The 12,678-nt window shown below is 74.8% G+C and carries 9 protein-coding genes; 4 read left to right on the forward strand and 5 right to left on the reverse strand.

Features of this window, described 5'->3' with window-relative positions; translation table 11 throughout:
• On the forward strand, positions 1–1,043 hold a 1,043-nt coding region (locus tag AB4880_RS06425; RefSeq protein ID WP_367918386.1), incomplete at its 5' end, for a ComEA family DNA-binding protein.
• A gap of 27 nt (positions 1,044–1,070) precedes the next feature.
• Here the strand turns inward: AB4880_RS06425 and AB4880_RS06430 are convergent.
• The gene (locus AB4880_RS06430; RefSeq protein ID WP_367918387.1) at positions 1,071–2,105 is read right to left on the reverse strand and encodes an HPP family protein; all 1,035 of its coding nucleotides are present in this window, start codon (positions 2,103–2,105) and stop codon (positions 1,071–1,073) included.
• A 48-nt stretch (positions 2,106–2,153) separates the two neighbouring features.
• On the opposite strand from AB4880_RS06430, the gene AB4880_RS06435 reads away from it, so the two are divergent.
• On the forward strand, positions 2,154–4,436 hold the full coding sequence (locus AB4880_RS06435) for a ComEC/Rec2 family competence protein (protein WP_367918388.1): 2,283 nt from the start codon (positions 2,154–2,156) through the stop codon (positions 4,434–4,436).
• Positions 4,437–4,473: 37 nt separating this feature from the next.
• Complete coding sequence (gene holA / locus AB4880_RS06440; protein WP_367918389.1) at positions 4,474–5,445, forward strand: DNA polymerase III subunit delta; 972 nt, start codon at positions 4,474–4,476, stop codon at positions 5,443–5,445.
• Between the two features lie 139 nt (positions 5,446–5,584).
• On the opposite strand, the gene rpsT is transcribed toward holA, so the two are convergent.
• The 3 genes from rpsT to AB4880_RS06455 form a co-directional block, all read right to left on the reverse strand.
• Positions 5,585–5,845, reverse strand: a complete 261-nt coding sequence (rpsT, locus tag AB4880_RS06445; protein WP_367918390.1) for a 30S ribosomal protein S20 — start codon at positions 5,843–5,845, stop codon at positions 5,585–5,587.
• A 205-nt stretch (positions 5,846–6,050) separates the two neighbouring features.
• A complete protein-coding gene (locus tag AB4880_RS06450) occupies positions 6,051–6,977 on the reverse strand; it encodes a phosphotransferase family protein (RefSeq protein ID WP_367918391.1) in 927 nt (308 codons plus the stop codon).
• An 8-nt stretch (positions 6,978–6,985) separates the two neighbouring features.
• Positions 6,986–8,047 carry a LacI family DNA-binding transcriptional regulator gene (locus tag AB4880_RS06455; protein ID WP_367918392.1) on the reverse strand — a complete coding sequence of 354 codons (1,062 nt, stop codon included), beginning with the start codon at positions 8,045–8,047 and terminating at the stop codon, positions 6,986–6,988.
• A gap of 117 nt (positions 8,048–8,164) precedes the next feature.
• Here AB4880_RS06455 and AB4880_RS06460 point away from each other — a divergent pair, with 117 nt between their 5' ends.
• Positions 8,165–11,212 carry an amidohydrolase family protein gene (locus AB4880_RS06460; protein WP_367918393.1) on the forward strand — a complete coding sequence of 1,016 codons (3,048 nt, stop codon included), beginning with the start codon at positions 8,165–8,167 and terminating at the stop codon, positions 11,210–11,212.
• On the opposite strand, the gene AB4880_RS06465 is transcribed toward AB4880_RS06460, so the two are convergent.
• Positions 11,179–12,678: alkaline phosphatase D family protein (locus AB4880_RS06465; protein ID WP_367918394.1), on the reverse strand; the 1,500-nt coding region annotated here is incomplete at its 5' end. The genes AB4880_RS06460 and AB4880_RS06465 overlap by 34 nt on opposite strands.

Raw genomic sequence — 12,678 nt, forward strand, 5'->3', positions numbered from 1 at the left:
ACCGCCCCTCCGCCACCCGTCCCGATCTCGACCGCCGCGCCGCCGCCGCGAGCCGCCTCGCGCTCATCGGCGCCCACCTCGGCGCCCCGGCCGACACCCCCGCCCACGCGCCCGATCCGCCTCCGGCGCCCGCCGCGGAGACGGCGGTCGAGCCCCGTTCTGCCGAGCCGTGGTGGGCCGACCACACCCGCATCGTCGCCCTCCCGATGCCCTCGCCGACCGTCCCGCCGCCGCCCCGGCCCCCGCAGCCCCGCCCCGCGCCGCCCCTGCCGCAGCCCGGACGTCACGCGGCGACCCGCCGCATCGGCCCGCGCCGCGTCGCTACGTGGCGTGCCGAGCTGCTCGCCCGCGTCCCGGTCCTCGGCGCCGCGCATCTCACCGTCGTCGCGCTCGCCGTCGCGCTCGGCCTCGCGGTCACCACCTGGTGGGTCGTCCGCGACCGTACGACGCAGCTCGCGCCCGTCTCCGCCGACCCGACCGGCCCGCTCGTGCTCGCCACCGACGCCGCCTCCGCCTCCGCCACCCCGACCGCCGGTGCTTCCGCCGGCACCGTCGACTCCGCAGCCACCCCACCTGCAGCCCCGGCAGCCGCCGGCCCAGCGGCTCCGAGCGCTGCCGCCTCGGTGACCGTCGACGTCACCGGCAAGGTCCGCCACCCCGGCATCGTGGTCCTCGCTGCGGGCGCGCGGGTCACCGACGCCCTCGCCGCCGCCGGTGGCGCCCGCCGCGGCGTCAGCCTCCGCTCGCTCAACCTCGCGCGGGTCCTCGTCGACGGCGAGCAGATCGTCGTCGGCGGCCCACCCGGCCCGGTGTCCGCCGCGGCCCCGCCGGCGGCATCCGGCGCGCCCGCTGCTCTCGTCAACCTCAACACCGCCGACCAGGCCCAGCTCGAGACGCTGCCCCAGGTCGGTCCGGTCACGGCCCAGGCGATCTTGGCCTGGCGCACCGAGCACGGCGGGTTCTCCAGCGTCGACGAGCTGCTCGAGGTCGACGGCATCGGCCCCAAGACCCTCGACCGCCTCCTCGCCTACGTCACGGTGTGACCCGTGCGCCCCGACTCCGCCGGCGGCTCAGGTCGCGCCGAGCAGCGCCCGGTGCAGGACGGCGATCAGCTCGCCGCGCGTGATCATCCCGACCAGCCGCCCGTCATCGTCGACGACCGGGACGTTCTTGTAGCCCTCACTCGTCATCGCCGGCACCAGCTCGGCGACGGGCGTCGCCGCCGCGATGGTGGTGACGTCGGTCCGCATGATCGTGTCGACGGTCTCCAGCTCGACGATGTCGCGGGTGAACAGGTCGATGATCGACACCACCCCGACGACGCGCCGCTCGTCGTCGACGACGGGCAGGGTCTTGACCTGCCGCTGCACGAGGAGCGTCCGCGCCCGGTAGATCGACTCGAACGGATGCACCACCGCCACGTCGGTGTTCATGATCCGCTCGACCGGGATCGACCCGAGCCGCCGGTCCAGGGCGTGCGTCTCGGCGTCGCGGACGATGGCCACGATGTCCGCGGGCAGTACGTCGAGCCGGTCGGCCAGCCGCGTCATGGCCTCCTCGACGTCGGGCGTGGTGATGCCGAGCGCGGCCGCCGCCCCGGCCGGCGCCGGTGGCGGCGGCTGGTGCGGATAGCGCTTGCCGGTCAGGTTGTTGACCGCGATCGCGACGAGCAGCAGCGCGACGGTGTTGACCGCGACCGGCGAGAGGACGAAGAGCGGCCCCTGCTCGTGGATCGCGGGGGTCGCCGTCGCCGCCAGCAGGGCGCAGGCGCCACCCGGCGGGTGCAGGCAGCCGAGCAGCATCATCACGCCGATCGCGGTCCCGACGCCGACGGCCGCCGCGAGCAGGACGTCGTCGAACAGCCAGTGCGCGGTCAGCCCGACCGCGGTCGAGATCAGGTTGCCGCCGAGCACGGGCCACGGCTGCGCGAGCGGGCTCGCGGGGACGGCGAACAGCAGCACGGCGCACGCGCCCATCGGCGCGACGATGAACGGCAGCAGCTCGGGCCCGCCCGGCACGGCCCGCGCGGTCGCCCCCGCGATCGCGATGCCGACCAGGGCGCCGAGCGCCCCGCGGGCGAGCTCGGGGGTGCGATAGCGGGTCACTCGCGGAACTCTAGGTCGCGGCAGGCCTGGTCGGTCCCCGATCTCCGGATGCCGCTCCTCGGCGGCGCCGTCTGGCTCGGCGCGATCGCCGCCTCCCTGATCGGCGCGAGCGCCTACCCGCTCCTGCTCGCGCCGGGCATCGTGGCGCGCTCGCTGACGGTCACCCACGGTCATCGGCGGCTCCTGGGCGCCCTCGTGCTGGCCGCGGTCGCGGCCGTGACGATCACGCTGCTGCGCCATGACGCGGTCCGGGGCTCACCCCTGGCCGATCTGGCCGCGCGCCGCGGCGTCGCGGAGCTGACGGCGACGGTCGTCTCCGACCCGCGCACGGTGCCGGGGAGGGCGGGTCCGCAGGCCGTCGTACGGCTTCGGGTGAGGGGGCTGACCGCCCGCGGTCGTCGGCTCCGGCTCGGCGGCAGCGTCGTCCTGCTGGGCGATCCGTCGTGGGAGAAGGTCCAGCTCGGCGCCCGGGTCCGCGCCCGCGGACGGCTGGTTCCGGCCGACGACCCCGACACGGCGGCGGTGCTGATCGACGTACGACGGCCCGAGGTGCTGGCCGCTCCGGACGTCTGGTGGCGGGCTTCGGCCGCGCTGCGCTCCTCGATCCGCGCCGCGGTCGCCGACCGGCCGCCCGAGCAGGCGGGCCTCGTCCCGGCGCTCGTCGACGGTGACGACGCCGCTCTGCCGGCGGCCGTCGAGGAGGACTTCCGCACCACGGGCCTGACCCACCTGACCGCCGTCAGCGGCACCAACCTCACCCTGGTGGTCGGTGCGCTGCTGCTGGTGGCCCGGATGGCCCAGGTCGGCGCGCGCGGCCTGATCGTGGTCGGGCTGCTGGGCATCGCCGGCTTCATCCTGTTGGCGCGGACCGAGCCGAGTGTGCTGCGGGCGGCCGCGATGGGCGCCGTCGGGCTGTTCGCCTTCGCCCACGACGGCCGACAACGGGGCCTGCGTGCGCTCGGCGTGGCGGTGGCGGCACTGGTCCTGGTCCAGCCGGGGCTGGCGTTGACGGCGGGGTTCGCGCTGTCGGTGCTCGCGACGGGCGGCATAGTCCTGGCCGGTCCGCCGATGGCGACCGCGCTCGGACGCTGGCTGCCGGGCGGGCTCGCCGAGGCGATCGCCGTCCCGACGGCCGCCCAGCTCGCCTGCACCCCGGTCATCGCGCTGGTGTCCGGCCAGGTCAGCCTGGTCGCAATCGTCGCCAACCTGCTGGCGGAGCCGCTGGTCGGGCCGGCGACGGTCCTCGGCCTGCTCGCGGGCGTCGTCGGGCTGGTGTGGCCGTGGGCCGGCCACCTCGTCGGTACGACGGCAGCCTGGGCGGTCGCCGGCATCCTCGAGGTCGCCGACCGGGGCGCCGCACTGCCCGGCGCGGCGATCGGCTGGGGGAGTGGGCCGCTCGCGGTCGGGGCGCTCGCCGTGCTGTGCCTGGTGGCGGCGCTCGCCCTCCCGCGCCTCGTCCGACGTCCGCCGGTCGCCGTCGGGCTGGCGCTCGTGCTGCTCGTGGTCCTGCTCGGCCTGCCGGGGCGGCTGTGGTCGCGGTCCGGGTCGTGGCCGCCGCCCGGCTGGGTCCTGGTGGCGTGCGACGTCGGGCAGGGCGACGCGCTGGCGCTCAACGTCGCGCCGCACCAGGCGATCGTGATCGACACAGGTCCCGAGCCCGACGCGGTCGACGGCTGCCTCGACCGGCTCGGTGTCCGGCGGGTCCCGCTCCTGGTCCTGACCCACTTCCACGCCGACCACGTCGACGGGCTGCGCGGCGCGCTCGACGGGCGGGAGGTCGACGCGATCGAGGTGACGCCCGTGCTGGATCCGCCCGGGGGAGTCGACCTGGTCCGCGAGACGGCCGCGTCGGCGCGGGTGCCGGTCCGGCTGGCGCCCTACGGTGCGACGCGACGGGTCGGCGCCGCGACCCTGCAGGTCCTGCACCCCGACCTCCCCGGGCCGGTGCCCGGGGCGGGCGACGGCAGCTCGGCCAACGACGCCAGCGTGGTGCTGCTGGTCGAGGAGGCCGGCGTCCGGCTCCTCCTCACCGGCGACCTCGAGCCGCCAGGGCAACAGCAGGTGGCGTCCCTGGCCCGTGGGCTCGACGTCGATGTCCTCAAGGTCCCGCACCACGGCAGCTCCCACCAGGACCTGGCCTGGCTCGCCTCGCTGCGTCCCGAGCTGGCGCTCATCTCGGTCGGCGCCGACAACGACTACGGGCACCCCTCGTCCGGTGTGGTCCGCGACCTGCGGCGGGACGGGGCCGAGGTCCGGCGCACCGACCGCGACGGCGACATCGCGGTGGTCGCCGACGGTCCCGGCCGGGTCCACGTCGTCACAGGGAGGTGAGGCGGGCGCTGTCGCCGGCATATGGGAGGGTGAGCACATGCGGGCCGAGGACGTGCTGGGACGGGTCACCCTGGTCACCGGCAAGGAGGAGTACCTCGGCGCGCGCACGGTCGACGAGGTCAAGGCCGCGGTCCGCGCGCACGACGCGGAGGCGGAGTTCGCCGACAGCTCGGCGGCCGACCTGACCCTGGCCACGCTGGGCGAGATGGCGGCCCCGTCGCTCTTCTCGGCGGTCCGCTGCGTCGTCGTCCGCGGCCTGGAGAACCTGCCTGACGAGTCGGTCGAGGGGCTGCTCGGCTACGCCGCGGCGCCGGTCGAGGACGTCGCCCTGGTGCTGGTCCACGGCGGCGGCCAGAAGGGCAGCGGCGTCCTCACCAAGCTGCGCAAGCTCAAGGCCGTCACCGAGCACAAGTCCGAGGAGCTCAAGCCCTCCGACTTCCCGGGCTTCGTCGCCAACGAGGTACGCCGGCACGGCGCCACCATCGACCGCGAGGCCGCCGACGTCCTGATCGAGGCGATCGGCCGCGACCTGCGCTCGCTCGCCGGCGCGGCCAGCCAGCTCACCAACGACTTCCCGGGCGAGCGGATCGGGGAGGCCCAGGTCCGCCGCTACTTCGGCGGCCGGGCCGAGGCCAAGTCCTTCGCCGTCGCCGACGCCGCCTTCGCCGGCCGCGACCGGGTCGCGCTCGAGGAGCTCCGGTGGGCGCTCGACGCGGGGACGGCCGCGGTCCTGATCACCTCCGCCTTCGCCGGCAGCGCCCGCGGGCTCGCCCGCCTGGTCAGCGCCCCGCGCGGGATGCGCGACGCCGACCTGGCCCGCGAGGTCGGGGTCCCGCCGTGGAAGCTCCGCTCCCTGCGCGACCAGGCCCGCGGCTGGACCGAGGCCGGTCTCGCCCGCGCGATCCGCGCCGTCGCCCAGGCCGACGCCGACATCAAGGGCGCCGCGAGCGACGCGTCGTACGCGCTCGAGCGGCTCGTGCTCACCATCACCTCACTGCGCCGCGCCTGATCGGGCCTGACCGCGCGGGCTCGCGCCGGCCTGGCCCGGCACCCCCTGCGTGCGAGCCGGGAAAAATCACGAAGGGAGCCCCCGGAACGGGGACTCCCTTGCCGTGATGGCTCCGGACCGGAGCCAGCAGGGATACGTCTCAGAGAGAGGCGGCCTGCTTCGCGATCGACGACTTGCGGTTCGCGGCCTGGTTCTTGTGGATGACGCCCTTGGAGGCGGCCTTGTCGAGCTTCTTGGTGGCGTCCTGCGCCAGCACGGCGGCGTTGTCCTTGTCGCCGGCCGCAGCGGCCTCGCGGAACTTGCGGATCGCGGTCTTCAGGCCGGTCTTGACGGCCTTGTTGCGCTCGTGCGCCTTCTCGTTCTGCTTGTTGCGCTTGATCTGGCTCTTGATGTTCGCCACGGGTTCTTCTCGCCTCTGTGTGGAAGGGAAATGCTGGACTGGTCCGGAGTGCGTCTCGCGCTCGTGCGGTCGTCGGGACTGCTCGACCGCGTCGGCGTGGTCGGCGTGCGACCGCCGGAGGGCGGGCGCGCGGAACCAACATGAGACGCGACCAGCAAGGCTAACAGCGCTGTGATCCGCCGCCCAAATCCGGGTCGGGCAGGCGTCAGGACAGCCATCCTCGCCGCTCGGCGAGCCAGTGGTCGATGACGTCCCGCTGCCACGCCTGGGCCTCGCGGATGTAGGGGGACGTGGTCGGGACGGGCTGGAGGGCGTTCGCGGCGAAGTAGCCGAGGATCAGGGCGAGGAAGACGTCGATGTGCTCCGGGGGCACGTCGGCGAGCAGCGGGTGCGCGGCGATGTGCGCGTCGACGTCGAGGCCGTCGCCGCGGGGGCCGATGAGCAGCAGCAGCGAGTCGAGCCAGGGGGCGCCGACGGTGGGCCAGTTCCAGTCGCAGAGCAGGGCGCCGCCGTCGGGGCCGATCAGGATGTTGTCGTCGCGGATGTCGGTGTGGACGAGGGTGTCGCCGGCGACGACGTCGGCGTACTGGTCGGCGAGCGCCCGGATCTCGCTCGCGCGCGGGTGGTCGATCCGATCCCACAGGGCCGGCCAGGAGGCGAACTCCTCGACCGCGCCGGCCAGCTCGATCGCGGGCGCCGGGGTGAGCGTCGCGGCCATCGCGACCGCCATCGCCGAGGCGGACCCGAGGTCGTCGGCGGTCCAGGGGCGGTGCGGGGCGCGGGCGTCGACGTACTCGGTCGCGAGCAGCAGCCAGTCCGCCACCTCGTCGGTCCACAGCAGCCGCGGCGCCGGTACGTCGGCGGGCAGCGCGGCGAGCTTGCGCGCCTCCTCCCGGTAGGCGTCCGCGAACAGGCGCTGGGCGCGGGTCGAGGCCGCCTTCACGAACGTCCGCGAGCCGTCCGCGCAGGTCAGGACGGAGGCGAACCCGGGCGTGAACCCGCTGTCCTGCGACACCGCCTCGACCACCGGCGAGCCGAGTCGCTCCTCGACCGCACGACGCACGAGCGGGGGGAGGTGCGCCCAGGACAGGCGGCGGGCGGTGCGTCCGTGGGGGATGACGGTGGGAAACACGCGGCCCATCATCGCTGGTCCGGGCTCCGGGGCCGGGACGACGCCCGCACCAGCAGGCGGCCGACCGGCGCGTCGCCGTGGTCGGGCGGCGGGCGGTCGTCGAGGCGGGCCGCGAGCGCCTGGACCGCGCGGCGGGCGAGCTCGTCGGGCCGCAGGTCGATGGAGCTGATGGTGGTCTGGGAGGTGCGCAGGCTCTCGGCGTCCGAACCGGCGACGATCCGGACGTCGTCGGGCACGCGCAGGCCGCGGACGGTGAGCTCGGCGAGGATCCCCAGCGCGTGATTGCTGGTCAGCGCGTAGATCCCGTCCGGCACGCCGCCCGCGTCCGAGCCGTCGAGCAGCGTGATCGCCGCCCGGCGCCCGCCCTCGTCGTCGAGCGCCTCGGGTGCGTGGACGAGTGCGGGCGGCATCCGGCGGAAGCGTGCCCAGCGCTGGTAGACGGACGCCGAGCGGAGGTTCCACTCGTTGCGGTCGGTGCCGGTGACCAGGGCGATCCGCCGCGCGCCGCTCTCCCACAGGTGGTCGAGGGCGAGGGTGGTGAGGCGGCCGGACTCGATGTCGACGAGGGGGACGTCGCTCGTCTCCGGCGCGACGCCCGGGATCTCGCCGACGGTCACGAACGGGATCCCCGCGTTCGTCAGCATCTCGACGAGCGGGTCGTCGACGACCGGCTCGGTGACGATGAAGCCGTCGCTGGCGAGCGCCGCGCCGGCGGCGCGGGGGCCGGTGGGGTCGGAGACGAGCATGAGGCCGAGTCCCTCGGCGAGCGAGGCGACCGCGGCGGCGCCGGCGAAGCGCGCGAAGTAGTCGACGTCGAACAGCAGCTCCGGACGCAGTGCGTCGAGCTGGCGGGCGACGAGCGCGATCACGCCGAGGCGGTTGCTGCGCAGGCCCTGGGCGATGACGTCGGGGCGGTAGCCGAGGTCGTGCGCCGCGGTCCGGACCCGCTGCTGGGTGGCGGGGGCGACCTTGCCGTTGCCGCTGAAGGTGTGCGAGACCGTCGTGACCGAGACGCCCGCGCTTCGGGCGACGTCACGGATGGTCGGGCGACGGGACGGCGGCGGGGGCACGGGCCCACGCTACGCGGGGCCAAACCGTTTTGGGTCCGCAGCGCCCGAACCTGGCCCAAATCGTTTTGGCTGCCTAGCGTGACGGCCGACACAGCATCCGGACGAGGGACCAGGCCCATGACGATCGACCAGACCACGGCGGCGCACGACGCCCACGAGCCGCACGAGCCGCACGAGCCGCACCTGCCCGGCCCCGTCGAGGCGCACGGCATCGACGTCATCCCGGACACCGAGCGGCACGGCACCGCGCGCAGCCTGTTCGCGCTGTGGGTCGCCCCGAACGTCAACTACCTGGCGCTCGTCGTCGGCGGCGCGCTGGTCCTGATGGGCCTGAGCCTGGTGCAGGCGTTCGCCGCGATCGTGGTCGGCTCGCTGTTCTCGATCGTGACCGGCATCGTCGCGGTCACCGGCCCCGCGTCCGGTACGCCGAGCCAGGTCGCCACCCGCGCCATGTACGGCGTGCGCGGCAACCGGGTCGCGATCGCGGTCAACGGCTGGTTCGTCTCGATCTGCTACATCGCGCTCAACTGGGTGGCCGCGTCGGTGATCGGGTTCTCGCTCGCCGACCGGGTCGGGATCCCGGTCTCCACGCCGGTCAAGGTCGTGATCGTCGTCGCGCTCGCCTCGGCCACGATGCTCGTGTCGGTCTACGGCCAGGGCGTGATCATGCGGCTCTACGGCCCGCTCTCGGCCGCGCTCGCGGTGGTCTTCCTCGTGCTGTCCGGCTTCGTCGTCGCGAAGGCCGACTTCTCCTACGTCCCGGCCCTGCACCTCGGCGGCGGCGACCTCTGGGTCACCTGGATCGCCGCGGTGACGCTCATCGCGTCGACGCCGCTGTCGTACACGATCAGCTCCGACTTCGCCCGCTACCTGCCGCGCGAGACCAGCCCGGTCGCCGTCGCCGGCTGGACCGCACTCGGCAACGCCGTCCCGAGCGTCGTCTTCCTCACCGTTGGCGCGCTCGCCGCGACCGTCGTCGACATGTCCGACCCGCAGGCCGGGCTGCAGAGCATCGTGCCGGGCTGGTTCAACACCCTGTTCATGGTCGCGATCATCGTGGGGACGCTCGCCAACAACGCGCTCACGACCTACAGCTCCGGGCTCGCGCTGCAGGCCGTCGGCGTGCCGCTCAGCCGGATCGCGAGCGTGGTCGTGAACGGCGCGATCGGCGTCGCGATGACCCTCTACGCGCTGCTCGTCTTCGACTTCCTCAGCACCGTCAGCAGCGCGCTGGTGCTGCTGGTGACCCTCGTCGGGCCGATCATGGCGATCTACGTGACCGACATCCTGATGCGCCGCAACCGGTACGACGGCGCCGAGCTCAGCGACGACACCCCCGCCTCGCCGTACTGGTACACGGGCGGCGTCAACCTCGCGGGCGCCATCGCCTGCCTGGTGTCCTTCGGCCTGGCCCTGCTCTGCGCCAGCACCGAGGCTTTCACCGGCCCGGTGGCGAAGGCCCTCGACGGCCTCGACCTCTCCCTGCCCGTCGGCATGCTGGGCGCCGCCGCCCTGTACGCCGGACTGACCCGCCTGTTCTACGGAAACGACCTCCGCGTGACCGAGACTCCCGCGACCGTGCACCTGCGCGGCGGCCGTATCTTCACCGCCGACCCCGCGCGCCCCTGGGCCGTCGCCCTGACGATCGCCGACGGCCGCATCGCCGCCGTCGACCAGGAGGCCCCGCCGCACGCCGAGATCGTCGAGCTCGACGGCGCCGTCGTGCTCCCGGGGTTCGTCGACGCCCACACCCACCTGATCGAGATGGGCGCGGCGGNCGCCGCCGCCGACCTCGCCGAGATCCAGGCGCGGGTCGCCGCGGCCGCCGCCACCGCCCCGGTCCGCGTCGTCGGCGGCGGCTGGCTCCACCCGCAGCTCGGCGACCACGCGCCCCACCGGAGCCTGCTCGACGCGGTCGCGCCCGACGTCCCGGTCTACCTGTCCGCCAACGACCTGCACTCCGCGTGGGTCAACACCGCCGCGCTCCGCGAGCTCGGCATCGACGCCGACACCCCCGACCCGATCGGCGGCGCCATCGAGCGGGACGCCGACGGCGAGGCCACCGGCCTGCTCAGCGAGATGGCCGCGCTGGGCCTGATGCGGTCCTTCCTCGCCGGCCAGGTCACCGACGCCGACCGCGACGCGTGGCTGCAGACCGGATGCGGCCGCTATCTCGCCGACGGCGTCACCACGGTCGTCGACATGGGCGTCGAGGCGCACGACCTGGCGACCTTCGAGCGGGCGCTGGCCGCCGACACGCTCCCGATGCGGATCGTCGGCCACTGGCTGGTCAAGCCCGCCGCGACCGAGGCGGAGAACCTCGCCCAGGTCGAGGAGGCGATCGCCCACGCCCGCCGCCTGGACGGCGACCGGCTGTGCATCGCCGGCATCAAGATCATGGCCGACGGCGTGATCGACAGCTGCACGGCCTCGATGGCCCGGCCGTACGCCGACGGCAGCAACGCCGCCCCCATCTGGGACCGTGCCGCGCTCACCCCGGTCGTGGTCGCCGCCGACGCGGCCGGCCTGCAGATCGCCATCCACGCCATCGGCGACGAGGCGTCGGCCATCGCGCTGGACGCGCTGGAGGAATCGATCCGGGTCAACGGTCCCCGCGACCGGCGGCACCGGATGGAGCACCTCGAGGTCGTGTCCGTCGAGAGCATCGCGCGGCTGGCCCGGCTCGGCGTCGTCGCGTCGATGCAGCCCGTCCACGCCGACCCCGCGATCCAGGACAACTGGCGCGCGATGCTCGGCGACGAGCGGGTCGAGCGCGGCTACCCGTGGCGCGAGATCACCGACGCCGGCGGCGTCCTCGCGTTCGGCACCGACGCGCCGACCGCTCCGCACCCGCCCCTCCCGAACATGTACGTCGCCACGACCCGCCGGTCCGCGCTGGTCGAGGGCCTGCCGGCGAACACGCCGCACCTCGCCGTGCCGCTCGCCGAGGCGCTGTCCCACGCGACCCGCGACGCGGCGTACGCCTCGCGGCTCGAGGGCCGGGTCGGCACCATCGCGCCCGGCCGGGTCGCCGACCTCGTCGTCCTCGCGGCCGACCCGTTCGCCGGCGAGCCGGAGGCGCTGCTGACCACCCGGGTGCTGAGCACCTGGGTGGCCGGCGTGGAGCAGGCTCAGCGCGCGGCGGGGTCGAGCGTCCTGGTGTAGATCGCGGCGCCGACGACGTCCCGCAGCGTCACGGTGAGCCGGCCGCTGCGGCCGTCGACCTCGACCTCGCCGAAGAACTGGAAGCCCTGCGCCGGGGAGGCGTTGGGCGCCGGCGGCGCGGCGACGAAGTCGGCGACCGGGCCGAACGTGCCGTCCAGGGCGTTCGGCCCGAAGGCGCCGGCGTTGAGGGGGCCGGACACGAACTCCCAGAACGGGTCGAACCGCTGGTAGGCGGCCCGGTCGGGGGAGTAGTGGTGCGCCGCCGTGTAGTGGACGTCGGCGGTCAGCCACACGTGGTTGCGGATCCCCGCCCGCTGCAGTGCGGTCAGCACCCGCGCGATGTCGATCTCGCGGCCCAGCGGCCGGCCGGCGTCGCCCTGGGCGAGTCCCTCCTGCGCGCTCGCTCCGTCCGGTACGACGAGCCCGAGCGGCAGGTCGTTGGCGATCACCTTCCAGGTCGCCCGGGAGCGCTGCAGCTCGCGGATCAGCCACGCGGTCTGCCGCTCGCCGAGCACCCCGCCGTCGCCGGTGGTCTCGCGGTTCGCGGTGTTCGGGTCCTTGTGGGTGCGCATGTCGAGCACGAACAGGTCGAGGTGCTCGCCGTAGTGGATGACCCGGTAGACGCGGCCGTCCGGGTCGGGGGAGATCTCCGCGACCGGCACGTAGTCGTGGAAGGCCTGCCGTGCGCGCGCGGCGAGGACGTCGATCCGCTTCTCGGTGTAGCGGGCGTCGTCGAGGATCTGCCCGGGGTACCAGTTGTTGCGCACCTCGTGGTCGTCCCACTGGGTGACCTGCGCGGTCTCGCCGAGGAAGGCGCGCCAGTTGTCGGCCATCAGGTTGTAGCGGTACTGGCCGCGGTACTCGTCGAGCGTCTCCGCGACCTTCGTCTTCTCGGGGGTCACCAGGTTGTGCCAGGTGCCGCCGCCGGGCAGCGCGACGGACGCCTGCACCGGGCCGTCGGCGTACACGTTGTCGCCGCTGCACAGGAAGAAGTCGGCGTTGCGGGCGCGCATCGCGTCGGCGATGCGGAAGCCGCCGTACTCCGGGTTGACGCCCCAGCCCTGCCCGGCGATGTCGCCCGACCACAGGAAGCTGACGTCGTCGCCGCGGCGCGGGGCGGTCCGCAGCCGGCCGAGCGTCGGGGCGCTGGTGGCGCGGTGGTCGTGCAGGTCGACGGCGCTGATCCGGTAGTGCAGGTCGGTGCTGGCCGGCAGGCCGTCGAGCGCGATGGTGCCCGTGAGGTCGGTCTCCGGGGTGACGACCGGGCCGCGGACCGTGCGCACCGTGCGGAAGGACGGGTCGCGGCTGATCTCCGCGACCAGGCGGGACGGGCGGTCGGCGCGGGCCCAGAGCAGCGCCTGTCCCGGCCGTACGTCGCCCGACTGGACGCCGAGGGTGAGCGCGGGCCGGTCGGCGCGCACGAGGAGCGGCGCGGCGGACGCGCGGCCGCCGTACAGGCCGGTGGT

Source organism: Nocardioides ginsengisoli (assembly GCF_039537225.1).
GTDB classification, from domain to species: domain Bacteria; phylum Actinomycetota; class Actinomycetes; order Propionibacteriales; family Nocardioidaceae; genus Nocardioides; species Nocardioides ginsengisoli.

Bases quoted from the DNA above. Each gene is read 5' to 3' on its own strand.
- AB4880_RS06435 (WP_367918388.1), top strand. From the start codon at position 2,154: ATGCCGCTCCTCGGCGGCGCCGTCTGGCTCGGCGCGATCGCCGCCTCC.
- holA (WP_367918389.1), top strand. From the start codon at position 4,474: ATGCGGGCCGAGGACGTGCTGGGACGGGTCACCCTGGTCACCGGCAAG.